Annotated in this window: 28 protein-coding genes and 1 pseudogene; 25 read left to right on the forward strand and 4 right to left on the reverse strand. The window is 59.4% G+C overall.

All coding sequences use genetic code 11. The annotated features are described in order from the left end of the window. Positions 1–75: 75 nt before the first annotated feature. Positions 76–2,667 carry a DNA mismatch repair protein MutS gene (gene mutS / locus JMV15_RS01610; protein ID WP_038449077.1) on the reverse strand — a complete coding sequence of 864 codons (2,592 nt, stop codon included), beginning with the start codon at positions 2,665–2,667 and terminating at the stop codon, positions 76–78. Between the two features lie 215 nt (positions 2,668–2,882). Continuing rightward, positions 2,883–3,086 (reverse strand): annotated as a pseudogene (locus JMV15_RS01615) (DUF3077 domain-containing protein); the annotation flags it as partial. A gap of 450 nt (positions 3,087–3,536) precedes the next feature. Here JMV15_RS01615 and JMV15_RS01620 point away from each other — a divergent pair. From JMV15_RS01620 to JMV15_RS01630, 3 genes are all read left to right on the forward strand, one after another. Next, positions 3,537–6,224: a phosphoenolpyruvate carboxylase gene (locus JMV15_RS01620; RefSeq protein ID WP_038449079.1), complete on the forward strand. Its 2,688-nt coding sequence runs from the start codon at positions 3,537–3,539 to the stop codon at positions 6,222–6,224. A 64-nt stretch (positions 6,225–6,288) separates the two neighbouring features. Then, positions 6,289–7,344 carry an NAD(P)-dependent oxidoreductase gene (locus JMV15_RS01625; RefSeq protein WP_038449082.1) on the forward strand — a complete coding sequence of 352 codons (1,056 nt, stop codon included), beginning with the start codon at positions 6,289–6,291 and terminating at the stop codon, positions 7,342–7,344. 27 nt (positions 7,345–7,371) lie between these two features. Continuing rightward, a complete protein-coding gene (locus JMV15_RS01630; protein ID WP_038449083.1) occupies positions 7,372–8,025 on the forward strand; it encodes an RraA family protein in 654 nt (217 codons plus the stop codon). 297 nt (positions 8,026–8,322) lie between these two features. Here JMV15_RS01630 and JMV15_RS01635 read toward each other — a convergent pair whose 3' ends face one another. Together JMV15_RS01635 and JMV15_RS01640 are read right to left on the reverse strand one after the other, a co-directional pair. Then, on the reverse strand, positions 8,323–8,694 hold the full coding sequence (locus JMV15_RS01635; RefSeq protein ID WP_014717155.1) for a hypothetical protein: 372 nt from the start codon (positions 8,692–8,694) through the stop codon (positions 8,323–8,325). Then, entirely contained in the window at positions 8,687–9,175 is a 489-nt protein-coding gene (locus tag JMV15_RS01640) for a Panacea domain-containing protein (RefSeq protein ID WP_014717156.1), read from the reverse strand. Before JMV15_RS01640 ends, JMV15_RS01635 begins: the two co-directional genes overlap by 8 nt. Before the next feature lie 225 nt (positions 9,176–9,400). On the opposite strand from JMV15_RS01640, the gene JMV15_RS01645 reads away from it, so the two are divergent. From JMV15_RS01645 to recA, 22 genes are all read left to right on the forward strand, one after another. Beyond that, complete coding sequence (locus JMV15_RS01645; RefSeq protein ID WP_172832690.1) at positions 9,401–10,144, forward strand: LexA family transcriptional regulator; 744 nt, start codon at positions 9,401–9,403, stop codon at positions 10,142–10,144. Positions 10,145–10,734: 590 nt separating this feature from the next. Further along, positions 10,735–11,073, forward strand: coding sequence for a phage holin family protein (locus tag JMV15_RS01650; RefSeq protein ID WP_005785384.1), 339 nt, complete (start codon positions 10,735–10,737; stop codon positions 11,071–11,073). Between the two features lie 23 nt (positions 11,074–11,096). After that, the gene (locus JMV15_RS01655) at positions 11,097–11,612 is read left to right on the forward strand and encodes a hypothetical protein (protein ID WP_014717158.1); all 516 of its coding nucleotides are present in this window, start codon (positions 11,097–11,099) and stop codon (positions 11,610–11,612) included. A 3-nt stretch (positions 11,613–11,615) separates the two neighbouring features. Next, positions 11,616–12,227, forward strand: a complete 612-nt coding sequence (locus JMV15_RS01660) for a phage baseplate assembly protein V (protein ID WP_038449087.1) — start codon at positions 11,616–11,618, stop codon at positions 12,225–12,227. A gap of 9 nt (positions 12,228–12,236) precedes the next feature. Then, complete coding sequence (locus JMV15_RS01665) at positions 12,237–12,569, forward strand: phage baseplate protein (protein ID WP_014717160.1); 333 nt, start codon at positions 12,237–12,239, stop codon at positions 12,567–12,569. Next, complete coding sequence (locus JMV15_RS01670; protein ID WP_014717161.1) at positions 12,566–13,561, forward strand: baseplate J/gp47 family protein; 996 nt, start codon at positions 12,566–12,568, stop codon at positions 13,559–13,561. Before JMV15_RS01665 ends, JMV15_RS01670 begins: the two co-directional genes overlap by 4 nt. Then, positions 13,558–14,196 carry a phage tail protein I gene (locus JMV15_RS01675; RefSeq protein WP_014717162.1) on the forward strand — a complete coding sequence of 213 codons (639 nt, stop codon included), beginning with the start codon at positions 13,558–13,560 and terminating at the stop codon, positions 14,194–14,196. The genes JMV15_RS01670 and JMV15_RS01675 overlap by 4 nt, the downstream gene beginning before the upstream one ends. After that, positions 14,193–14,723, forward strand: coding sequence for a tail fiber protein (locus JMV15_RS01680; RefSeq protein WP_014717163.1), 531 nt, complete (start codon positions 14,193–14,195; stop codon positions 14,721–14,723). Before JMV15_RS01675 ends, JMV15_RS01680 begins: the two co-directional genes overlap by 4 nt. Before the next feature lie 53 nt (positions 14,724–14,776). Then, a complete protein-coding gene (locus JMV15_RS01685; protein ID WP_020301162.1) occupies positions 14,777–15,529 on the forward strand; it encodes a hypothetical protein in 753 nt (250 codons plus the stop codon). A gap of 9 nt (positions 15,530–15,538) precedes the next feature. Then, positions 15,539–15,775, forward strand: coding sequence for a phage tail assembly chaperone (locus JMV15_RS01690; RefSeq protein WP_014717165.1), 237 nt, complete (start codon positions 15,539–15,541; stop codon positions 15,773–15,775). A gap of 88 nt (positions 15,776–15,863) precedes the next feature. Continuing rightward, complete coding sequence (locus JMV15_RS01695; protein WP_003189022.1) at positions 15,864–16,037, forward strand: hypothetical protein; 174 nt, start codon at positions 15,864–15,866, stop codon at positions 16,035–16,037. A gap of 2 nt (positions 16,038–16,039) precedes the next feature. Then, a complete protein-coding gene (locus JMV15_RS01700) occupies positions 16,040–17,206 on the forward strand; it encodes a phage tail sheath protein (RefSeq protein ID WP_014717166.1) in 1,167 nt (388 codons plus the stop codon). Beyond that, positions 17,206–17,712 carry a phage major tail tube protein gene (locus JMV15_RS01705; RefSeq protein WP_014717167.1) on the forward strand — a complete coding sequence of 169 codons (507 nt, stop codon included), beginning with the start codon at positions 17,206–17,208 and terminating at the stop codon, positions 17,710–17,712. The genes JMV15_RS01700 and JMV15_RS01705 overlap by 1 nt, the downstream gene beginning before the upstream one ends. Positions 17,713–17,892: 180 nt before the next feature. Next, the gene (locus JMV15_RS01710; RefSeq protein WP_014717168.1) at positions 17,893–18,465 is read left to right on the forward strand and encodes a phage tail assembly protein; all 573 of its coding nucleotides are present in this window, start codon (positions 17,893–17,895) and stop codon (positions 18,463–18,465) included. Then, positions 18,462–18,587: a hypothetical protein gene (locus tag JMV15_RS28545; protein WP_014717169.1), complete on the forward strand. Its 126-nt coding sequence runs from the start codon at positions 18,462–18,464 to the stop codon at positions 18,585–18,587. Before JMV15_RS01710 ends, JMV15_RS28545 begins: the two co-directional genes overlap by 4 nt. A 6-nt stretch (positions 18,588–18,593) precedes the next feature. Further along, positions 18,594–20,816, forward strand: a complete 2,223-nt coding sequence (locus tag JMV15_RS01715) for a phage tail tape measure protein (protein WP_038449089.1) — start codon at positions 18,594–18,596, stop codon at positions 20,814–20,816. After that, complete coding sequence (locus JMV15_RS01720; protein ID WP_014717171.1) at positions 20,816–21,199, forward strand: phage tail protein; 384 nt, start codon at positions 20,816–20,818, stop codon at positions 21,197–21,199. Before JMV15_RS01715 ends, JMV15_RS01720 begins: the two co-directional genes overlap by 1 nt. After that, a complete protein-coding gene (locus JMV15_RS01725; RefSeq protein WP_014717172.1) occupies positions 21,192–21,404 on the forward strand; it encodes a tail protein X in 213 nt (70 codons plus the stop codon). The genes JMV15_RS01720 and JMV15_RS01725 overlap by 8 nt, the downstream gene beginning before the upstream one ends. Before the next feature lie 9 nt (positions 21,405–21,413). Then, positions 21,414–22,415, forward strand: a complete 1,002-nt coding sequence (locus JMV15_RS01730; RefSeq protein ID WP_032872893.1) for a contractile injection system protein, VgrG/Pvc8 family — start codon at positions 21,414–21,416, stop codon at positions 22,413–22,415. 22 nt (positions 22,416–22,437) lie between these two features. After that, a complete protein-coding gene (locus tag JMV15_RS01735) occupies positions 22,438–22,995 on the forward strand; it encodes a glycoside hydrolase family 19 protein (RefSeq protein ID WP_014717174.1) in 558 nt (185 codons plus the stop codon). 152 nt (positions 22,996–23,147) lie between these two features. Continuing rightward, positions 23,148–23,648, forward strand: coding sequence for a CinA family protein (locus JMV15_RS01740; RefSeq protein WP_014717175.1), 501 nt, complete (start codon positions 23,148–23,150; stop codon positions 23,646–23,648). Between the two features lie 83 nt (positions 23,649–23,731). After that, positions 23,732–24,790 carry a recombinase RecA gene (gene recA, locus JMV15_RS01745; protein WP_014717176.1) on the forward strand — a complete coding sequence of 353 codons (1,059 nt, stop codon included), beginning with the start codon at positions 23,732–23,734 and terminating at the stop codon, positions 24,788–24,790. The last annotated feature ends 5 nt before the right edge of the window (positions 24,791–24,795 follow it).

The following is a 24,795-nucleotide window of genomic DNA, read 5'->3' on the forward strand; positions in this document are numbered from 1 at the left end:
ATAGTCTGCGGACCAGGCTAAAAGCCCGCAGCATCCCAAACCGCGCGAGATTCTATCAGCTTGCAAGCGTCTGCGTTATATCCGAGTCTTCAGTGCATATAACATTTCGAGCGCTTTACGCGGCGTCAAGTCATCCAGGTCAAGCTTTGCCAACTCATCCAGCACCGGATGGGGCAGGCTGGCGAACATATCGCTCTGATGCGGCGCGGCAGGTTTCTTGCTGGCCTTGGCCGGGCTGGCGACCACGGTTTCATGGGGCAGGGCCGTGGTTTCCAGGCGGCTGAGGTGTTCGCGGGCACGGGTGATCACCTCGTTCGGCACACCGGCCAACTGCGCCACGGCCAGGCCGTAGCTCTGGCTCGCAGGCCCTGGCAGCACATGGTGCAGGAACACGATGCGCTCGTTGTGCTCGGTGGCATTGAGATGCACGTTGGCCACCAGCGGCTCGCTTTCCGGCAACACCGTCAGCTCGAAGTAGTGCGTGGCGAACAGCGTGTACGCACGCAAATGCGCCAAGCGTTCGGCCGCGGCCCAAGCCAGGGACAGGCCGTCGAAGGTGCTGGTACCACGACCTACTTCGTCCATCAGCACCAGGCTGCGCTCGGTGGCGTTGTGCAAAATGTTGGCGGTCTCGCTCATTTCCACCATAAAGGTCGAACGGCCACCGGCCAGGTCATCGCTGGAGCCGATCCGCGTGAAAATGCGGTCCACCAGCGACAACTCGCAACTGGCTGCGGGTACAAAGCTGCCGATATGCGCCAACAGCACGATCAACGCGGTCTGGCGCATGTAGGTGGATTTACCACCCATGTTCGGACCGGTGATCACCAACATGCGGGTATCGTCGTCCAGCGACAGGTCATTGGCGACGAACGGCGTGGTCAGCACCTGCTCTACCACCGGGTGACGGCCTTGCACGATGCGCATGCACGGTTCGCTGACAAACCGTGGGCAGTTGAGGTCCAGGTTCAGCGCCCGTTCGGCGAGGTTGCTCAACACATCCAGCTCCGCCAGGGCGGCGGCGGTGTCTTGCAACGGCGCCAGGCGGCTGATCAGGTCCTCGAGCAAGGCTTCGTACAGCATCTTTTCCCGCGCCAGGGCGCGGCTTTTGGCTGACAACGCCTTGTCTTCGAACTCTTTGAGCTCTGGGGTGATAAAACGCTCGGCGCCTTTGAGGGTCTGGCGACGTTGATAGTCGATAGGCGCAGACTCCGCCTGCTTGCTCGGCAACTCGATAAAGTAGCCATGCACGCGGTTGTAGCCGACTTTCAGGTTAGCCAGGCCGGTACGGGCTTTTTCGCGGGCTTCCAGGTCGATCAGGAACTGCCCGGCGTTTTCGCTCAGGGATTGCAGCTCATCCAGCTCGCTGTCGTAGCCGGTTTTCAACACGCCGCCGTCACGAATGATCGCGGGCGGGTTGTCGATGATGGCTTTTTCCAGCAGTGCCGCGAGGTCCGGGTACGTGCCGGCAGTCACTGCCAGCTGTTGCAGGTGCGGCGTGTCCAGCTCGGTCATCGCCACTTGCAACTGCGGCAGGGCGCTCAAGGCATCACGCAGGCGCGCCAGGTCACGGGGCCGTGCATTGCGCAAACCGATCCGTGCCAGGATACGTTCGATATCGCCGATTTCTTTCAGTTGCGGCTGCAGCTTTTCAAAGCGATAGCCGTCGAGCAGGCAAGTAATAGAAGACTGGCGTGCTTGCAGCACGGTCAAGTCCCGCAGCGGACGGTTCAGCCAACGGGTCAGCAAACGGCTGCCCATGGCGGTCTGGCAACGGTCTACCACCGATTGCAGGGTGTTATCGCGGCCACCGGCCAGGTTGGTGTCCAGTTCCAGGTTGCGACGGCTGGCGCCATCAAGCACCACGGTATCGTCCAGACGCTCATGGCGCAGGCTGCGCAAGTGCGGCAGGGCGGTACGCTGGGTTTCCTTGGCGTAGCTGAGCAGGCAGCCGGCAGCGCCGATAGCCAGGGTCAGGGTTTCGCAACCAAAGCCTTTAAGGTCCTGCACCGAGAACTGCTGGCACAGACTTTTCAGTGCCGAATCACGTTCAAAATCCCACGGTGCACGACGTTTGGTTCCCCGACGCTTCTCGGCGGGCAAGTCCTTGGGCCAATCATCCGGGATCAACAACTCCACCGGATTGATACGCTCCAGCTCCGCCAGCAGGTTTTCCCAACCCTTGATCTCCAGCACGCTGAAGTTGCCGCTGGTGATATCCAGCACCGACAGGCCGAACAGACGCTCATCGCCCAACACCGCCGCAATCAGGTTATCGCGACGCTCATCCAGCAACGCCTCATCACTCACCGTGCCTGGGGTGATGATGCGCACCACCTGGCGCTCCACCGGCCCTTTGCTGGTGGCCGGGTCACCGATCTGCTCACAGATCACCACCGACTCGCCCAGCTTGACCAGCTTGACCAAGTAGCCTTCCAACGAGTGATAAGGAATCCCACACATCGGAATCGACTGCCCCGCCGACTGCCCGCGCGCGGTCAGGGTAATGTCCAGCAGCTTGGCGGCCTTCTTCGCGTCTTCGTAGAAGATCTCGTAGAAGTCGCCCATGCGATAGAACATCAACTGATCAGGGTGCTGGTTTTTCAGGCGCCAGTACTGCTGCATCATCGGGGTGTGGGAGGACAGGTCTGAAGTGTTTTTACTCATTGGGTAGTAGGCAAATTCGTTGAAAGTGATGGGGCAAAGGGGGCGCTTGGCCCAGCATTTTTTGCGATGGCGGCAAGGTTAACACGCGAGGTCGGGGGTTCGCAGGTCGCAAACGGATAGGTAAAAAAGCAAAAGCGGTGCCGCCCCGATATCCACCACTAAAGGAGCGGCGCCGCCACAGGTTAGCGGTTACCCGCCTTTTCTATTTTCGCGGCTTACTGGGTATTAACCGGCGAATCCAACACCTTCACCCCATCATCAACCACCGCCTCGACCATTTCCTGCAAATCATGCGAAGCCCAGGCGTAACGGTCCGTCTCCATGGTCATCGCCGCATCTTCTGCGAGCAGCTTGGCGACGTGGAGAAGATTGGAGGTGTGGTGCAAGGCGTTTTGCAAGGAGACACCGCTGTTAACGCGTGAACCTGCTCTGGCTTTTCAGAAAGTTGTGTTTATGAAGAATTGTTTAAGTTGCGCTCGCAGGTCGTGCCTTCGCGAGATTCTTTCCGGGGCGAGCGTTTTTGAGCGGGTGAATATAATTTCGAATAATCAGGGTTTTAGAAAAAACATCCGCACTAAAAAGAATCGTTGATGTGATTTTTATTAGCTTCCTATCATTTTTTTCTGGCTCTCTATTCCAAAAAGGTCTTTTGTCGAAAAATTCGGAGCATGTTTTATTGCTCACAGATGTAACAAATTGTTTCATTTTTTTGCCGTTTTTCGGTATCGACAAGGGGGCTTTCTGTCGGCGAACAGGTGAGTTCCGTTCGTTGCGACGCAGTGGGTTAAGCCTGGGACATTGATGATTTTGCGTGTGTCTGTTCGGCGCACTGCAAACAAGGGATTTGACAATTATCGAGGCTTGAACCCATGAATCATGTGATCAACTCCATACTGGAAAATGCATCAACTCGCCCCTCAATCGGCCATACCAACCCCGCGCTACTGCATGACGTCCTATGGCGAGCCCTGGAGCACGCACTCAAGGCCAACACGGATGATGCTTCCCACACCCCGCATGCCCGTGCCTGTCTCAGGATCTATGCTGAAATCGATACGCTGTCGTATCTGGACAAGGGTGATTCGAAATTGGCCGCAGCTCTGGGCAAGGCGTTCTTCGAATCGCGCTCCAGCAAAGACGTCGAGGCATTCTGGAAGTTGTTACTGATCAAGCAACTGCTGTTCGAATTGTCGGTCAGGGGTGTGGCGACCCAGATTGCTTCGCAAGCCAGTCTGCCTCGTCAGTTGCTCACGCTCGATCCGCAGTTGATTGCAGCGCCTGCGGGCGTGAATATCAGCCTGGGAGTGCTGTGCAAAGAAACCGACCAGCTCAAGCATTCCGTTGTGCTGGTCTTGCAGAAACTGGCACAGCACGTCGAGGATCGTGGCCTGAAAAAGCCTCAAGTCACTGCGCAGCTTCTGCTGGAGTTGTACAACGCCGTGTGGTCGGGCAGTAATGGCACCGATATCGAGTCACAGATTTTTTACGCCGACAGTGTGTATGACGCGTTGCCCGACGTGCATCACGCCCTGGGCCTGGCGCCGCAGGAAAAATGGCTGACATTGTTCACCTGGTTATACGGCGACAAGGATGGCCGCCCCTATGACACCAACCAGCACACCGAAACCCTGGTGGTGGCGCTGGAAACGGCGCTGCGCAATCGCTACATCGCTGATATCGACAGTCTGATCAAGGACGGCGGCGCACGGCATCGCCTTGAAGAGATTCGTGCTCGCGTGGGCAAGGATCATCCCGAGCATTTCAAGCGTCCCGCCGAACTGATCGACGCACTGAGCAGCATCCGTTTTACCCAGCCCGCCGCCATCGACCGTCTGCTGCTGCGGGTGCATGCGTTTGGCTTTCACTATCTGGATATCGAGTTTCGTGAAAACGCCGAGATGTTCAGCTGCGTGGTCGATGAGATCCTTTCCAGTCAGTGGCTGGAAACCATCGGCCTGGGCCAGGGCCGGCACTATCACGAGCTGGATGAGCGTGCGCGTCAGGCCGCCCTTGAGGTCGCGCTGGAGGGCGGGGCGGCCCGGACGCCCGCTGCCCTGTGGCAGGAGTATTTGCAACGCACGACGCCGATTTACACGCGGAAAGTCGAGCAATATGCCGGCCAGGATTACATTGCGCTGATGGAGCAGGATGCGAGCTATATCCGCATGCACGATGCGCGCAACGCGGTGGAACGGTTTGAAATGATTGACCGTTATCGCGACCGGATGAAAATCCACGGGATCGCCGAGTACACCTCGGCCCTCAGCGCGCTGGAGGTGCTGTTCCTGATGAAAGCGGCCCAGGTACGGGACGGGATTGACATCGCTCTGCAACCTGAAGACCTGGCAGGTGCCGAGCGCACGGTGGCCACGGTGCATGAGGTGTACGAAAACCCGGTGTACCGCCAGCACCTGGCAACGCGCGGCAACCGCCAATACATCACGTTTGGCCCCAGCGACACGGGCAAGCAAGGCGGCAAGGCCATGCACAAGCTGAACATGGCGATTGCCAACCAGCACAAGTTGATCGCGGCCCGTTATGGCATCGAGGTGGTCGTCCACGTCATCATGGGCGGGGAACACGCACGGTGTAATGGGGTGATCGCCGAGACCTTGCAGGAGTTCGGCGCGCTGGAGGGCCCGGAAACCCGCTTCATGCTGGCCGGCTGCGCGGAGATGCGCGCTCATCTGCTGACCCGCAACCAGTCCGTCAACTTTCTCAGCCAGTTGTACCGTATGCACGCCGAGCCCAAGCCGCAGCCGTCCGAGGAGGTCATTGCCGGCAGGGTTCAACGTTGGGGGGGCGTGGTGCGCCGCTACCAGGCGACGTTCTTCGAGCATCCGGCGCTGCCTTCCCTGCTGCGGGACCTGGCACGATTCGATGTGGTCAGGGCCACCGCCAAAGGCACCCGGCCGCCTTCTCGTATCTTCAACATCAAGGTGTTCGAGTCGCGTCCCGATGCCATTCGTGCGATTCCCTGGACCCGCGCCTTGCTGGCCGGTGGATTGCACAGCGAACTGATCGGCGTCGGGCAGTTTGCGCAAGAGCCGGCAACTTGCTTGTCCAAGGCCTTCAACGAGGATGAGAGCTTTCACACCTACGTCAAAGGCATGGCCTACGCCATTGCGCGAACCGACCTCAAATGCGCCTGGCTGACCCTGACCGGCAGCATCCCGGAAAAGGCCCACATCCAGAGGCTGGCGCAAGCCTTGAAGGCCGAAGCCGTCGGTACCGCCGAACAGCTGCTGGCCAGCCTGCACCTGGAAGTGATTGAAGGTAAGCGCTTCGTGTACAAAGCCACCAACGGCACCGAGCCGGCGGATCCATGGAAAATCAAGGAAGGCAGCTTGCTCAACCTCTGGCCCAGCCTCAGGGCCGAGGTCTATCTCAAGGAAAAGAACTTGCGAATCTATCGCTTGTTTCTGCTCTACGCCAAAAGCAATCCCGCGTTCATCCAGTCGTCATCGCTGAATGATTTCTACAGCGGGTTCCTCGCGGCCGTGAGTACCGATGCAGGTTTGGTCGATCCCGCAAGCGCCCACCATTTCACCTGGTGATTAACCCCGATGCCCAGGGCAACCTGGGTATCGGCAGGCGCTACCCTCCAAGAGGATCAACTGTATGGCATTTACCACCTTGATACTGGATGCCCCCGGGCCGCCGTTACTGTTTGAGGAAGTCGATCGCTTTCTTGAACTGGGCCTGGGCGTCACCCTCAACCTGCATTATTTCGCGGACAAAGAGCGCATCCGGCAGCACTACGGCACGCGCATTCACTATGCCGAGATCAACTGCCATGACGAACCTGGCTTTATTGCCGCCGTGAGTCAGGCCGGGGGTTACAGCGTGTTCAAGACGCGCCTGAACATCCCGTTGGGCGCTGGCCTGATCCGCGCTGCCACCTCGCCGGCGTTGGCCACGCCACTGCGCGCCCTTGCCCAGGCGGGCACAGGGATCAATCATATTGATCGGCTGGCGTGCGAGCAGTGTGGCGTGGCGATCCTCAACACACCGGGCTCCAACGCGACCGCTGTTGCCGAATACGTCGTGGCCCAGGCGCTGTTTCTGTCGCGCGACCTGGATGACTACAACGCTGAAACGCACAACGGCCATTGGGCAAAAGGCTCCTTGGCACCTGCCTGCGAATACGCCGAACTGACGCTTGGGCTGGTGGGCACCGGCAGCATTGCCCGGCAGGTGGCGCGCAAGGCTGCGGCGCTGGGCATCAAGGTGATCGCCACCGGGTCCGAACGTTTTACCGAACCGGTGGCGCACAGCCTTGGGCTTGAACGGCGGGCAGGTCTTGAACAGTTACTGGCCGAGGCGAACATCGTCTCGATCCACGTACCGCTCACCCCGCAGACCCGAGGCTTGTTCGGCACCGCCGAGTTCCAGCAGATGCGCCAGGGATCAATCCTCATCAATACCGCGCGCGGCGGGATCGTCGACGAACACCGGTTGGCCGCTTTCATGCGCCAGTTTCCCAGGCATATCAAAGCCGTCGCCATCGATACCTTTGCCCTTGAAAAAGACCGCTTCGACTCGCCATTGACCGCTATTGCCAATGCGCAATTGACGCCGCACATCGCTGGCAATACCACCACGGCAATCCGGACGGCGTCACGCCAGATCGTCGACAATATCCACGCATTCAGTGCCGACGCCACCGCGCGTTAACCCACAGGACACAAGGAAGGCCACATCATGCAAACCTCTATTGTTACCCGCCTCGACGCCCTGAGTTGCACCGACCTCAGCGATGCGATGGACCGCCTGAAAATCGTTTGCCAGTGCACCGACATCATGCCTCTGGACCGGTCGTTCAACCTCACAGGCAAAGCCTGGACCCTGCGCTACGGCCCTATTGGCCTGGACGGCGGCTCGGTGGGTGACTACATCGACGACCTTGAGGCTGGCCAGGTGGTAGTGATCGACAACCAGGCGCGGCTCGACACCACCGTGTGGGGCGATTTACTAACCTCTACCGCCGCCCGTAAGCAGTTGGCCGGGACGGTGATTGACGGTATCTGCCGCGATGTCGACCGTGCGTTGGAGCTTAACTACCCGATCTTTTCCCGGGGGAACTGGATGCGCACCGGCAAGGATCGCGTGCGTGTCGAAGCGATCCAGGCGCCCGTTACGCTGGGTGGCGTGCGGGTACAACCCGATGATTGGTTGCGCGGCGACGCTGACGGCCTGGTGGTGATTCCGGCCGGCTCACTGAGCGAAGTGCTGGAGGTGGCCGAAGAAATCCACCAGGCCGAAGAACATATTCGTACGGCTATCGAGGAGGGCGTTCCTTTACGCAAAGCTCGCGCCGATTACGGCTACCACGCCTTGCAGACTCCGCGCCGCTGACTGGCCGACGACAGAAGCCGCCGCGGGTGCGGCTTCAGTTGATGCTGGTCGGGGTGGTCAATAGCACCGACCCGGTTAAGCGGGACCGGGTCTTGCGCAATACAGACGTGGCGGAAATCCGAGGTGTTGGCCGCAAGATGAAACTCCACCTCGGTGCGATTTTTGCAGCCGGTCGCTGCTGGATAAGCTCGGCAAAAACTAAAAAACCGATCAGTGCCTTGAAGATGATTAACTGACTTTTGCGTGCTCACACCTTAATGCCGGATAGAGAGAAGTCAGGGTATGAGTACGACCAGACTATTTGGATTTACGCCCACTAGCCGGAAACAACCCTCTGATCACCCCAAGAAACGCCGCAAACAAGTTGATTGAAGTCGCCGTAGTGATGGCAATCAACACATTGTCCGAGAACGGCGCTTTACCCGAGTAATACGTCGACCAGCCATTCCACACCAGCAGGACCCCCCAGAAGATCACCCCGCACGCAGCGAACCAAAACGCACGTCCCGCATATTTCTTGCGCAGTTGCCTTTCAGCCTTCTGGTCTTTGAGGTTCTGGCTTCTTTCATCGTCGGTGCCTATGGCTTGCTCGCCACCGGCTTGGGTGTCCTGGTCAGGCCCTGCCACGGGGGGCAAGGTGAGTTCCAGGTTGTCGAGTTCTTCACTCACGGATGCGGCTCTTTGGGTGAATGAGTGTGGCCATGTCTTCCCAGTCGATGGCCGAACCGTCGGCGCCCTTGAGGGCCCAGGCTGTGCCGTCCTCGTGGGAGAGGTTGGACAGTTGGGTGCCAGACCACTTGCCGTATTTGTTGATGATCCGGTCAATCAAACGATGGGTGTAGGTATCGCTCTCAGGCACTCTCGGTGTCACGAAGACAATGTCTTCGGCGTCGGGCTTCAGGTTGCTGAGCAACGCGGTCACCGGGCGATTACCGTAGGATTTTAACTCATGGTAAAGCGACGGAATGACCGGGCCATATTGCCAGCGGGCGAAGTGATCATCCATGAGGGGCTGATCCCGTTCGCGCAAATGCCAGGACTGCGTATAAAACAGCAGTTTTTGCAGCTTCATGGGCGTCAGGCCCGAAAGCTTGCCTTCCTTCGCACGTTCAATGAAGGCGTTAGCGACAGCTAGCGCTGAATAAGCCATGAGCACCTCCGTCGTTGCTGGCTACGTTGTCAAAGAGTTTTATACATAGGCCTTGAGTTGTCGACATGCAAGGTGTTGATCGGCAGCAATACCAAGCTGTCGGAATAATAGAGTGTCGATAACTGGTTGTATATACAGTGTTCTGATTCGAATTAAGTGAGGTCCAGATGTTTAATGCATAAATATGCAAATTAGCATTTGCCAACCCCCCAAACTCCCGTCACTATCCGCGCTATGCAAAAACGCAACGTTTCTATCGTCTTAAGAGAGCTGCTGGACCGCGACCGGATCTCCCCCACGGAGCTTCACCGACGCACTGGCGTGCCTCAATCCACACTGTCCCGGATCCTCAGCGGCAAGATCGTTGATCCGTCGGATAAACACATCTCCCGTATCGCCGAGTATTTTCGCGTGAGCACTGATTACCTGCGCGGGCGCGCAGCAGTGGGCGCTTTGCGCGATGACGGGCGCGACCCGATGCATTCGGAACTCAAGGACATAAGCCTGTGGGACGACGACACCCCCGTCAATGATGACGAGGTGTCGATCCCCTTTCTGCGCGAGGTTGAATTGGCTGCTGGATCAGGAAGATTCGTCATCGAGGAAAGCGAAAAGGCCAGCCTGCGGTTCGGCAAGCGCAGCCTGCGGCATAACGGTGTGCAGTTCGACCAGGCCAAGTGCGTGACGGTGCGCGGTAACAGTATGTTGCCGGTGTTACGAGACGGCGCCACGGTGGGGGTCAATGCCGGCAAGAGCGGCATTGGCGATATCGTCGATGGTGACCTGTATGCCATCAATCACAACGGCCAGTTGCGGGTTAAACAGCTCTACCGCCTGCCTTCCGGTATCCGCCTGCGCAGCTTCAATCGTGATGAACACCCCGATGAGGACTACAGCTTCCAGGATATCCAGGACGAGCAGATTAGCATCCTCGGTCATGTTTTCTGGTGGGGTATGTACGCCCGCTAACTCCCACTCGTAAGAAGAAACCCGCCCATGTGCGGGTTTTTTTTCACCCGCAGAAAACCGGCAAACCCCAAGCCAGTAGGCCTTCTAATGCATATGCGCATTTCCGCAGCAAAAATAAATGCATTTGTGCATTGACTGTATATGCATACATGCATATTCTTCATCTCAAGCCAGCCAACAAGGCCTGGTGGAGGCGGCAAGGATGCTGCCAAGGAAGACAAGGAAGGCACGCAACATCGGCAAGGACGCCATCGAAGCGATGGCAGGGATGCCAGGCAACACCGGCAAGGATGCCGACGCTCTTTAGTTTCACCGCTTCAACAACAGGCAGCGATGAACCGGCCTTAACGGTTCAGAGGGTTGGCAACTGACCCGGGTGTGCAGCGTAAAGCACCAGAAGCAGTTATCCGGCAGACAGGGATCGTGGTCGGAAAAACATCGAGGAAAGGACCGTACCGCGCCAGTAGCGCCGAAAGTCCGAGGACATCATTACTGAAAAGCCCGGGCGACCGGGCTTTTTGGAATGCCTACCTACTCAAGCATTTGTAAATGAAATACGGACTATCTATTGCTCAGCCAGGAGGCGTGACATGACAAATGAACAGCAAGCGTTAGCGGAAATGCCTATCTGGCTGGTGATCGTATTGGCAGTGATCGGCGGCGTATCCGGCGAGATGTGGCGGGCCGACAAGGAGGGCGCCCGCGGTTGGTCACTGATCCGCCGTCTGGCCCTGCGTTCCGGGGCGTGCATGGTTTGCGGGGTTTCCGCCCTGATGCTGTGCTACGCCGCCGGAATGTCGATCTGGACCGCCGGCGCCATTGGTTGCCTGACCGCCATGGCCGGTGCCGACGTGGCCATCGGTCTTTATGAACGGTGGGCAGCCAAGCGCATCGGGATCAACCAAGGCTCCCGCCAGGACCCGCAGTAATTGTTGCAAGGACGCTACTTAAAATGACGCTTATCGAAAAGCCATCCCAACTGCCCCAGGCCATCGGCGCGGTGCTGCACGCGGCCTTCCCCGACATCAAGGTCGGTAGCCACCAGGACTTTAAGGGCGACGCCGAAAAAACCGGTGTGCAGGTCACGGTCGAAGGCAATGGCCCGGGCATTCGCTCTCGCGAAGGGCGCAAGGCTCACGTGCTGAGCATTTCACTGAGGGCCATGGTCGCCCCCGGTGCATTGCCGTTCGATGCCTGCGACCTGGCCAGCCAACTCATGGACCTGGTGTTGGATAACCGTTGGAACCTGCCCCAGACGCAGTGCGATTTGCCGGCGAATATCGTCGCCGCTCCCGCTGCGCGCACTTCCGTGGAAACGGACTACGACACCTGGACGGTTTCCTTCACGCAAACCCTCTATCTGGGGCCGGTGTTACTCGACGATCCCACAGGCCAACCGCTATTTGCCTGCACTTGGGACGTCTCCAACATCGACGACCCAACCCAATACCAGCCACTGGCGGAGTAGCCCATGTTCGACGCGCTGTTACGCATGCAATTGGGACCGATCGTCGAACGCCTGGCTGAGATGGAGTCCCAGCTTGAGGACCTCTACCGCCGCGCCGAGAGCTTCTGCCGGATCGGCATCTGCCAGCACGTCGATGCGGCCAGCAACACCTGCAAGGTCAGCCACGGTGACCTGCTCACCCCGGCGATCCGCTTTTTCAACCCCAGTGCCGGTGCACAAACCGAAACCCGCATCCCCACGGTGGGTGAGCAATGCCTGCTGCTCAACTACGGCGGGGGGGAGGGCGGTGTGCAATCCGTGGCCCTGTTCGGCCTCAACAGTGATCGCTTCCCGCCGGTCTCCAGCGTGGCAACGCTGACCCGGCGGCGCCATCAAGACGGCACCCAAAGCGACTACGACGATGCCAGCCATACCTTCAACTGGGTCAACGGCCCAACCACCGTCAGCGGCTCCCGTGAACAGGTCGACATTAAAGTCGGCGCTGCCAGCCTGACCATGAATGCCCAGAGCATCACCCTGCAAATCGGCGGTACCAGCCTGTTGCTGGATGCCGGCGGCGCGCACTTCAGCGGCCCGGTGGTGGACCATCAAGGACGCGTCATCAGCCCCCGATAAGGACACCCCATGCTCGGAATCGATAGGAACACCGGGGCGGCCGTCGACGACTGGCTGCAATTTGTGCAGCGCGCCACCCGCGCGCTGACCACCCCCATCGGAACGCGGCAAAAACGCCCGCTGTACGGCTCACTGATCCCGCAATTGCTCGGCCAGAACCTGGGCGATGACTTGCTGATCCTCGCCCAAAGCCACGCCGCCCAAGCGTTCTACAACATTCATAACGGCATTGGCGATTTTGACCCTCAGGTCATTGTCGCTACCCGCCAGGGCGCCGGCCTGCTGCTGCGGTTTGCCGGCACCTGGAAAAACCGCCAACAATCCTTCGAGGTCGTGACATGAGCATGCTGATCCCCGGCCAGAACCAACTGGCGGAACCGGCCATCATTAAGGTCGATGAGTTCGAACCGTTGCTGGCCGAATTCAAAGCGTTCGTCATCGACTACGTCGCCACTCGCGCGCCGCAAAGCGCAGCCAAACTCCAGGTCAGCCTCGACAACGAAAGCGAACTGCTGACCCTGGCCCTGGAAGCGTTTTGCGTGCGCCTGCAAACCCATGAGCGCAAATACAACGCGCGCATCAAGCAGATGCTGGCGTGGTGGGCCACCGGCAGCAACCTGGATGCGCGCCTGGCCGATATGGGCCTGGAACGCCAAGTGCTCGACCCAGGCGACCCGGCGGCTTTCCCGCCGGTGCCGCCCACCTTGGAAAGCGACGACGACGCCCGCCTGCGCTACTACTTGGCACCCCACGCCCCAGCGGCGGGCTCGCGCATGCAGTATCGCCGCGAAGTGTTCACCTTGGGCGAGCGCCCAGCAGTGAAAGTACAAAGCGCGACGCCCGGTGTGGTCACGGTCACCTACACCTTCGACCCCGACGGCTACGCGGCCCAGGTCAAGGACGGCAACGCTCGCCGCACCGCACCGGGGGAAGTCATGGTCACCGTGCTTTCCAGGGAGGGCGACGGCACGCCATCTGTCGACTTGCTTGACGGTGTACGTCGACATTTCGCACGGCCGGATGTACGGCCAGAAACCGATCTTGTCAGCGTCCAAGGCGCGCAGATTCAACCCTATAAAATTCGTGTGGTGGCCAAGATCAACGCCGGCCCGGACTCGGGGCTGACCCAAGTGGCCGCGCAGAAACTGCTGCAAGACTACGCCGAGTCCTGCCACCGTCTGGAAGGTCGGGTGGACCCCAGCTGGATCGACTACGCCATCCACAGTGCCGGGGCCGCGCAACTGCACATCCTCGAACCGCTGGCGCCGATTGTCAGCACGGCGTTCCAGGCCCCGTATTGCACGGGCGTCGAGGTGGAGGTGCGCACACTATGAGTGAACCCAAAGCGAGTTTGCTGCCCGCCAACAGCTCACCGCTGGAAAAGGCGTTGGACTTGGGCTTCGGCACATTGCTTGAGCGTGTCGCCCCGCCGTTTCCGGCGCTGATGAACCCGCTGTATACCCCTAGCGAGTTCCTGCCTTACCTGGCCGCCGACCGTGGCGTCAGCGAATGGGATGCCGAGGCCAGCGAAGCGGAAAAACGCCTGACCGTGGCCTTGTCCTGGCAGATCCAACGCCAGGCCGGCACACCCAAGGCACTGAGCCATGCGGTGGAGTCATTGGGCTTCACGCCGAATATCAGCGCCTGGTACCAGCAACGTCCGCTGGGCGTGCCTTACACCTTCGACGTGCAGGCGATCATCGGGCGCAGTTGGTCCAGCGGCGACCACAACCGGCTGATCCGTCGCATCAACGCGGCGAAAAGTGAGCGCGATCAGGCGACGATTACCATCGTGCATGAAACCGAAGGCCAGCTCGCGCTCACGCAAGTGCTCGACGCGCCTTTAAGCGACGGCGAGTTCTACCTGAACGGCGCATTGCCGGACCTGGCGCTGGTGGCTCGCCTAAACAGTGCCGGGGTTGCCCAGCACTACACCATTAACGATTACGACCTCAGGGCGCAGCCATGACAGATGAAATCACGCGCCTGGTGCGCTTCACCTCCAAAGGTTTGGATGAAGTGCTGCAGGCAAAGAACCAAGGCCTCAAAGGCGAAATCACCCACATCGGCGCCGGCACCGGCCGCTACAACCCCGACGGCACGGAAGTGGCCTTGCGTGACGAGCGTCAACGGGTGGCCATCGTCGATTACGAAGACCTGGGCGAGCGCCAACTCAGGATGGCCGCGCTGTTTGATGGCGACGGTGAGTATGAGATTGGCGAGTTCGGGTTTTACCTCGCCAGTGGCACCTTGCTGGCGGTGTATTCCGTGGCGGGGAAGTTGCTGACGTATAAAGCGGCGGCGGCGCGGGTGCTGCAGAAGTTTACGCTGGATGTTTCGCCTTTGCCGGCGGATAGCGTGACGATTGTGGTGGGGAATGACAATTTGAATGTGTTATTGACTGATGAAATTGCGGCCTTATCGGCCGCGAGCATAGACAATATGGCACGCGGTGTAGGGGTTCTATTTCGGGTGATGGAAGTCGAAAAGAAATAGGGCGTTTTTAATTGATTTCATATGACGCTCATCAGGCGTTTAGGAGCATCCATTTGAGTACTGAACAGCAACTTGCTGCCGTCGTTAGTGCGGCAAACAACTTAACTAACGTTATTACTGGAAAAGTCGGAGAAATTGACAAGGCGATAGCTAATGCCCGCTTGGCGTATGACGCACAATTGGCGGAGTTGAAAAATAGACTCCCAAGGTTAGCGGTCACCAAGAACTTCAATCTTTCCCCCAACGCCGACGGAACACTGATTGAAAATTGGGGGATTCATGCTGAAGTGACGCCCACTAAGCTGCGAACTATTACCCCTGTTTCTCAAGCGGCCGGACGCCCGCAAGCTGATGTGGATTTCATGCTCCAGGTGCAGGCAGATGTGCGGGAACAATATCCAAGCTTTGAAATCAGGGCGAGCGACTATTGGCGCACGTTTGTATATCTGTGGCAAATGAAGTGGTCGGTGTCAGACGTTAGTCCTTGGCTTGCGTTCCCATACACGGTCGATATGGCGCTCGCGAATGGCTCTGGTGCAGTACCGCAGAACTCCTACCTGACGGTAGGCGCCTTCGTGCGTCTTTTGGAAGGTAACGTGTCTGGAGCATGGAGTAATGGCGTTGAAAAAGGTAAATGGCGCTGGTGTTCCAGTGTTATTTCTCCTACTGAACTTTTTGGGAGTTATTACCATCTGCACCCAATGCGCACCTCTTCCACTGGCGTTGTTGAGGTGATGCTGGCAGGGGCTTGCACAGGCGTTGTAACCAACCCAGGTGATTGGGGAACGATGTTGGCTCTAGGCTAAGGAGAAAATATGAAACCGCTATTTGTACCTGCTGAACTTCATCCGATTATCAAGTGGGAAATGATCCGTAAGGCAAGGGATCAAGACTTGTCGGCGAGTGATTATGCTGCAATGCCAGACTATCCGATGCTCGAAACCCATAAGCTCATATTCGCTGAGTATCGTAAAAAACTGCGTGATATTCCAGATCAGGGAGAAGATCCAGACGCAGTGCTCTGGCCATCCAAACCCGATTTCCTGAAATAACTGATTACCGCGAAAGCGGTTTTTTTTCGCCTCCCCAAAGCCCCTCCCCGCAGGGGCTTTTGCATTTCCCACCCGGAGATTTCCACCCATGCCCACCCGCCAAACCTACACCGTCCTCATCCCATTCCCCATCGGCAACGGCCATTGGTCTACCGCCGGTGAGGAGCTGGAACTGCTCGACGTCGAAGCATCCGCCCTGCGCACCGCCGGCCGTCTGGAACTGACCAGCGTCCTCAACTCCACCCCCAAGAAGGCTGAATAACCATGGCAGAAGTCCTGAACTTCGAGCACAACGGCATCACTGTGAATGCCACTGAATCCCCCGAGGCCATGGGTGGCCTTGGCGATAACGTCATCGGCCTGGTCGGCACTGCGCCGAATGCCCATGCGTCGATCCCCAAAAACGCGCCGTTTCGCATCAACAGCTTCACCGCCCAGGCGCTGCTGGACCCTACCGGCACTGAGTCGGGCACCTTGTTCCAGGCGGTGTACCAGATCCTCAAAGTGGTCAAGGTGCCGGTCTATGTCGTGATCGTCGAAGAGGGCGCCACCCCGGCCGATACGATCAATAATGTGATCGGCGGCAACGACCCGGTCACCGGTCGCAAGCTGGGCCTGGCGGCCCTGAGCAGCGTGCCTGAAGACCTGACCATCATCGGCGCTCCAGGCTTTACCGGCACCAAGGCCGTGGCTGGTGAGTTCGCCTCCTTCGGCAAGCGCATCAAGGCCCGTGTGGTACTGGATGGCAAGGACGCGTCCGTTGCCGACCAAGTGACCTACAGCGGCGAACTGGGCGGGGCCGACCTCGGCTTCGACCGTTGCCTGCTGGTGCACAACATGCCGTCGGTGTACTCCAAAGCCGCGAAGAAGAACGTGTTCCTGTCGCCATCCTCGCTGGCCATCGCCGCATTGGCCAAGGTCAAGCAGTGGGAGAGTCCAGGTAACCAGGTGACCTTCGCCGAGGACGTTTCCCGCGTGGTCGAGTACAACATCCTCGACACCTCCACCGAAGGCGACCTGCTCAACCGCTACGGCGTGAGCTACTACGCCCGCACCATCCTCGGCGGCTTCTCGCTGTTGGGCAACCGCTCCATCACCGGCAAGTTCATCAGCTACGTCGGCCTGGAAGATGCCATCAGCCGCAAGCTGGTCAAGGCCGGCCAGAAAGCCATGGCCAAGAACCTCACCAAGTCCTTCATGGACCAGGAGGTCAAGCGTATCAACGACTGGCTGCAAACCCTGGTGGCCGACGAAACCATCCCCGGCGGCAGCGTGTACCTGCACCCGGAACTGAACAGCGTCGAGAAGTACAAGAACGGTACCTGGTTCATCGTCATCGACTACGGCCGCTACGCGCCGAACGAACACATGGTTTATCAACTCAACGCCCGCGATGAAATCATCGAGCAGTTCCTGGAGGACGTTCTCTAATGTTTACCAACCGAGTCAGACAGGCCATTGCGGCCACCCTTCAAGGCCTGCCGTTGTCCGCAACCGTGGAAGAATTCACCCCGCCGAAGATCGAGTTCGACATGGAGGCCATGTCCGGCGGGCGCTTTATCGCCGAGGAAATGGCCAAGAGCGGCAAGGTGCTCAATGCCAAGCTGGTGCTGCAAGGTGCCGGCCCGCAAATCATGCTGGCCCTGGGCGTGCGCATGGGCGACGACATTTTGCTGAACGTGCGTGAAGCCGGCCAGGATCAAGACGGCAAGACCTATTTCACCTACCACACCGTGGGCGGCAAGCTCAAATCCCTGGAGGAGGCGAAGCTGAAAATGGGCGACAAGGCCACCACCACGCTGGAGCTGTCCTGCCGTACCTACAACCGTCTGGAAAATGGCATTTCGGTGATCGATATCGATGTGCGCACCCAGAAGTTCGTGCTCAACGGCGTCGACATCCTTGGCGATGCCCGCCGCGCCGTGCTGATGCCTTAAGGGCCGGCGCAATCTGAAGCGAGCACGGTCAAGGTGGGAGCTGGCTTGCCTGCGATGCAGGCGACTCGGTATCTCTGGAGCATCGAGTGGATGCCATCGCAGGCAAGCCAGCTCCCGCAGGGGCCGTGCTCAGGTTTAGATTTTTTGCACTTTTCAACACCGCTCAACAAGGAATTCCCCATGGCCTGGATGCCACCGTTGCACATCCTGCTGTCCCCGATCACCGCCGACACCGGTGCAATGATCGAGCAGGTTCAACTCAAACCGTTGTTCTATGCCGCGCAAAAAGACGCGCTGGCCCGGGCCGGTGATGACGAGGACGACCAGTTCTTCGAACTGGCGAAACTCGCCACCGGCCTGTCGGAAAAAGAGCTCGACCAACTCAAGCGCCCGGACTACGTGAGCATTGCGCAGTACGTACACGAAATGTCGACACGCCCGGCCTCGTTCTTCCTGAAAGAACAGGACGTGACGACCCACGACCAGCCTGTCCACCTGCTATTACCCCTGGAAGCCGCCGGCCGAAACCTGTCGGAACTGCCCCTGGAAATGCCCGCCCTGCGCGCTACCAAGGTGATGAAAAAACTCGCCACTAACAAAGAGCGCGCCGAGTTCATCACCGCCCATTGCACGGGCCTGATGATTCCCGATCTTGCCGGCCTGACCGTGCCCGACTGGACCGAGCTGCAGGAGCGCATCGACGATTTTTTAAACAAACCGGCGGACTTCTTTCGGAGCGCGACATCGAAGTGATTCTCGATGTAGTGCCGCTGGTTTACTCGGTGAACGAAGCGGAAATCCTCGATTGGGAAGCCGGCAAAGCATTGCGCCGCTACGACATCGCAATCAGTCGTCTTGGCGTCAAACAGGAGTAGAGCGCAATGGCAGATAGTAATCATGGAGCAGGGTCAGCCATTGCCAAGGACGGCGTGATGACTCAGGGCGCCCTTCAGATGGCAGGAATGCAGGCCAGTCTCAAACCTATCACTCAAGCGCTGCCGAGCCCGCTTGAGGTGGCCCCGGGGAGTGCGGCGAGTTTGGCCCTGGCATTGGCCGATGCCAGCTTGCAGATCAAGCATCTGGCGGACGGGCAGGTACGGTTGGTCGATACGCTGGAGCTGTTCAACGTCTCGTTGCTCAAGGTGATGGACGCCCGGCAAGCTCAAACTGCCGGGAACGCAGAGGGCACGAAGACCGTCGCGGCTACAGACAAGCGTACACCCTCGCAGGCGCTGGACGCCGCGATGACTGATATTGATCAACTGTTGATGTTTGCCCGGCATGAGCGCAAGGCATTGCGTGAAGCCAACCTTGCCATGGCGTCCGAGCCGGTGGTAGCTGCCAGTGGTGCCAATGCCGTCGACCTCGCGAAGGTCGAGTATGCCGCCGCCCGTTCCGGTATCGGCAGTGATCGTAAGGACGCTTCGGGCAATATCGACCCCGTTGGGCGCCGGGCAGACCTGCAGCAGTTCGCTCGCGACGCTGCGATCATGGCGACGGCGTTCAAGATCGACGTCAAAAATGCCGGCGAAATCATGGGCGGCTGGCGCGAGTCAATGCACCTTGATCGCGCACAAGCCTTGGACCTTGCCGACGCAACAAACGTGCTGGGCACCCAGGTATCGCTCAAGGCCGAATCGGCGGATATCGGCGCTGTTGTGCAACTCCAGGGCGCTGCCGCGAAGGCTGCGGGCATGAGTCCCGAACAGGCTGCAGCGCTTTCGGCGGCGTTGTTGAGCGCAGGTAACAGCAAGGCTGTTGCTGGTGCCGGGCTGGAAAAAATCAGCACCGTCCTGGCTAAAGGCGACAACGCCTCTGCAGGGCAACGCAGTGCCTGGGCAGAGCTCAAGCTTGATCCAAAAGTACTCGCGGCGGGCATGAAACAGGACGCCCCACAGGCCGTGCTTACGGTGCTGGAGGCGCTCAAGTCGCAACCTGCCGAAAGGCAGGCGGTGCTGGCGACGCAGTTGTTCGACGGCAACCAGACGATTCTGAGCCTGGTACCGGTGATCGACAGCGTGAAACAGGCCTTTTCGCTGGTCGCAGAAAAATCCACCTACGCCACTTCGACGCTGGGCGACCAAGGTTCGGTGCTGCGTTCGGCCGCGGTTCGTGCGGACTCTACTTACGCGCGTCGGCAAGCCTACGAGGCCAGTACCACACGCTTGAGCACCGCCTCTGATACAGCGCTTGCCCCCGTTGTAGATGCCTCGCTGACCGCAATGAACGGCCTGGTCAGTGGCGTGGCTTGGCTCGCGGAAGGCCTGCCCAAGGCTGCCGCTGCCGTCGCCCTGGCGGGGGCGGTGCTGATCCCGGTGGTTTCTGGTGTTTTCGGTGCCGTGAAGGACAAGATTTTCGAAAAGGTCGCAGGGAAAGTGCTCGGAGAGGGGCCGGCAGCAGGGAATAAAACCACACCGCCGGACAGCCAGCGCAAAGCCCCGAGCAATGACGAGCACAGCGGTAATCGCCCGCCTGCTTCCGGCCCTGGCATCTCTGGCAAAGCGGCGAAGGTGAGCAAGCTGGCCAAAGGGGTCCCCCTGGGTTTGGTGGTGGCCCAGGCCGGTGTCGAGATGACGCAAGGCGCGATGACCGGAAACCTGGGTCAAGCGGTTGGCACTAGCGTGGGCTCTATCGGCGGCGGTGTTGCCGGCGGTGTCGTCGGTGATGTGGCTGGGATGGCGATAGGCCGAGCGGTCGGCACGCTGGCGGGAGCTGTTATCGGTTCGGTCGTTCCGGGTGCCGGCACAGTGTTGGGCGGTGTGATGGGCGGCGTCGCCGGGGGCGCAATCGGTAAGGTAGTCGGTGGTGCCGTGGGCACTTTCGTGGGCAGTGACGTCGGTGCGTGGCTGGCTGAAAAAGTGATGGGGGCGGGCGATCGCCTGCCATCCCCCACAGAGGTCAGCAAAAACCTCAACGCCCCTCAAGCCGACAACCGCCAAATCAACTTCGCCCCGCAAATCACCATCACCGCGCCTGAGCAAGCCAGCCATCAACAACTGGCGGCGCTCGTGGTGCAACAGATCGAAGCGCAATTTACCCCGCTGTCGATGGACAACCTGCTGGCGACCCGACGCGGCGCAGCACTCACCGATGGAGCTGTGTGATGCGACAACAGATGGTCTTGGGTACTTTTATTTTCGGGCTGTCCCGTGGGTTCGCCTACGACACGCTTGATCGTGGTAGCAGCGGGGGCTGGGTCAGTCTCGACATCATTGCCGGCAAACCTAAATCCAGCCAGGTCGGCCAGGGGCTCGAAACGCTGGCATTGGGCGGCAAGGCTGCGCGTGCCAATGGCATGGCGCGCCTGGATGAGTTGCGCACCCTGCAGGCCCTGCGTGCGCCGTTGCCTTTGGTGGACGGGTTAGGGCGTAACTGGGGGCTATGGACCATCCAGTCGATCAGTGAAAAACAAGCCAGCGTGATCGACGACGGGACGGCCATGGTGATCAATTGGACATTGTTACTGGAGGAGTTCGTCAATGCGTAGGGTTCGAAGTATTGCCGGCGACTCGGTGAACCTGTTGCTCTACCGCGAACTGGGGCGCAGTGACGACGCCGCAGAAGAAGCGTTGTGGCGCTTGAACCCGGAGTTGGCCGAACAGGGCGCGGTACTGCCGGCGGGCGTCAGCGTGCTGGTGCCCGAATTGGACGCGCAACCAGTTGCGAGCCGGCCGGTTTCCGCCTGGGATTAAGGAGCCATCATGGCACTCGGATTTACACCTGTAGTGGAGCTATACGGAGCCAATGCCGCGTTATTCAACGAGCGGCTCTTGGAGTGGGAACATACCGACGCAGCGGGGTTTGTATCTGATCAACTGAAGCTGACCCTCGATATCGAGGGGCTTGAAGGGCTGCCCGATCTGGGCGGCAAAATTGGCCTGCGTATTGGGTACCTGGAATCGGGCCTGGTGGATAAGGGCGTGTTCAATATCACCCAGCGCACGCCCTCGATGTTCCCATTGCGACTGGTGCTGGTGGCCACGGCGGCACCGTTCGACGAGCACGAATTCAAACAGCGCCGCACCGCCAGCCATGGTCCGATAACCCTGGGTGCGCTGTTTCGCCAACTGACCACCCGATACGGTTTTTCACCGCGTGTGGCGCCTGAACTCGACGGTGAGCCGATCGCGCACATCGATCAGACCAATGAAAGCGACATGGCTTTTCTGACGCGCCTGGCCAAGCGCTTCGATGCGGTGGCCAAGCCTGTCGATGAGCTGTATGTACTGGGGCGCAAAGGCCAGATCAAGACGCTGTCGGGCAAGGCATTGCCGGATGTACGGTTGTCGATCACCCATGATAATCGCCCAGGTGACCGCGCGTTCATCAGCGCCAGTTTCACCGAAACCAGCCGTGCCAAATACAACGGCGCGCAAACGTCATGGTGGGACGCGGCAGCCGGAAAACAGCGTGTCGTCAAGGTGGGCATCGCACCCTTCAAAGTGGTGACACAGCGCTACCAGAGCGAGGACGAAGCACGCTCGGCGGCGCAGGGAGAGATGCGGCGGGTGGGGCGCGAAGGGTTGCAGATTGATGTGGTCTGCCCTGGTAATCCTTCGTTGGCTGCTGAAGGCCTGTTGCTGCTGGATGAGTCGTGGCCGGGGTTCATGCAAGGGCGCTGGTCGATTAAAACGGTGACATCCAGGGGCGAGCGAAAAGGTGGCTATCGGAGTACGGTCCAGGCCAGCGGTTTGTCGGTGTAGATCCTTCCTTAGAGTAAAACCCATGGTAATCACACATGCTCAGCTTCTGGGTGTCATGCCTGGAGCCCGCCTTCGCGCGGGCATTTTTTTAACCTTTCTAAATGCGGCCTTTGCGGGGCATCAGATCAATACGGCCCGTCGCGTCGCCGCCTTCCTCGCCCAAATCGGCCACGAGTCTGCCCAGTTGCAGTACGTGCGCGAATTGGGCAGTGATCAATACTTGAGCAAATATGACACCGGCGTCTTGGGCGCGCGCCTGGGCAACACCCCGGAAGCGGACGGAGATGGACAAAAGTATCGCGGCAGAGGGTTGATCCAGATAACCGGCCGCCGTAATTACCTTGCGTGCAGCCAAGCACTGTTCGGCGATGATCGCCTGCTGCTCCAGCCGCAACTGCTGGAACAACCGCAATGGGCCTGCGAGTCCGCCGCCTGGTTCTGGCAAAGCAACGGCCTTAACGAACTTGCCGACAACGATCAGTTCACCACCATCACCCGTCGGATCAACGGCGGCCTCAATGGCCTGGACGACCGTTTGCAGTTGTGGGCGCGGGCGAAGGCGGTGCTCTGCGTTTCTTAGGTGCGTTTCGCCTGATCGGTGCGCGCCTGCTCATGGCGCATGTGTGGCAGGTGCAGGCCGTCGCGCATTAGCCTCTTGATGCACTCTGTACCTTGCATGGCCGATAGGCTCCTGTAGGGTAGGCGAACCCCCGCCCACTCCTGGAGACGACCGTGAAGGAAATCACTCAACTGGCTGCCGAACTGGGGCGCCGTTTGCAGGTGCTCAGTGCCCACGTGACCACTGCCGAGTCCTGTACCGGCGGCGGCATTGCCGAAGCCATCACGCGAATTCCGGGCAGCTCGGCCTGGTTCGAGGCGGGCTATGTCACCTATTCCAACCGGCAGAAGACCCGACAGTTGAATGTGCCGGAAAAACTGTTCGTCAAGGTCGGGGCTGTCAGCCAGGAAGTGGTGGAGGCGATGGCCCGCGGTGCGCAGGAAAAAAGCCTGGCGCGATTTGCCGTGGCGGTCAGCGGTGTGGCCGGCCCCGATGGCGGTTCGCCGGACAAGCCGGTGGGCACCGTTTGGCTGGCCTTTGCCGTGGGCGACGAGGTGACCGCCGAGCTTGCGCACTTCCCCGGCAACCGCGACGAGGTCCGCCGACAAACGGTAAAAGCCGCGCTGGAGGGCTTGTTGCGACGAGCTGCAGCAGAAATAGACAATCAGGGGTAGGCGATCACCGATCTTTGTGGAACAATACTGTCTACTTATACAGGTGTTGGCCGTCAGGCCTTATTGATTACGTGAGGACTTTAATGGACGACAACAAGAAGAAAGCCTTGGCTGCGGCCCTGGGTCAGATCGAACGTCAATTCGGCAAGGGTGCCGTAATGCGTATGGGCGATCACGACCGTCAGGCGATCCCGGCTATTTCCACTGGCTCTCTGGGCCTGGACATCGCGCTCGGCATTGGTGGCCTGCCAAAAGGCCGTATCGTTGAAATCTACGGTCCTGAATCTTCCGGTAAAACCACCCTGACCCTGTCGGTGATTGCCCAGGCGCAAAAGATGGGCGCTACCTGCGCGTTCGTCGACGCCGAGCACGCCCTGGATCCTGAATACGCCGGCAAGCTGGGCGTCAACGTCGATGACCTGCTGGTTTCCCAGCCGGACACCGGCGAGCAAGCCCTGGAAATCACCGACATGCTGGTGCGCTCCAACGCCATCGACGTGATCGTGGTCGACTCCGTGGCGGCCCTGGTGCCCAAGGCTGAAATCGAAGGCGAAATGGGCGACATGCACGTGGGCCTGCAAGCCCGCCTGATGTCCCAGGCGCTGCGTAAAATTACCGGTAACATCAAGAACGCCAACTGCCTGGTGATCTTCATCAACCAGATCCGTATGAAGATCGGCGTGATGTTCGGCAGCCCGGAAACCACCACCGGTGGTAACGCGCTGAAGTTCTACGCTTCGGTCCGTCTGGATATCCGTCGTACTGGCGCGGTGAAGGAAGGTGACGAGGTTGTCGGTAGCGAAACCCGCGTCAAGGTCGTGAAGAACAAAGTGGCCCCGCCATTCCGTCAGGCTGAGTTCCAGATTCTCTACGGCAAGGGTATCTACCTGAACGGCGAGATGATCGACCTGGGCGTACTGCACGGTTTTGTCGAGAAGTCCGGTGCCTGGTATGCCTACAACGGCAGCAAGATCGGTCAGGGCAAGGCCAACTCGGCCAAGTTCCTGGCAGACAATCCGGATATCGCTGCCACGCTTGAGAAGCAGATCCGCGACAAGCTTCTGACCGCAGCGCCGGACGTGAAAGCGGCTGCCAACCGCGAGCCGGTAGATGAAATGGAAGAAGCCGACACTGACGTCTGAAGCAA

This window comes from Pseudomonas paracarnis (assembly GCF_904063055.1).
GTDB classification, from domain to species: domain Bacteria; phylum Pseudomonadota; class Gammaproteobacteria; order Pseudomonadales; family Pseudomonadaceae; genus Aquipseudomonas; species Aquipseudomonas paracarnis.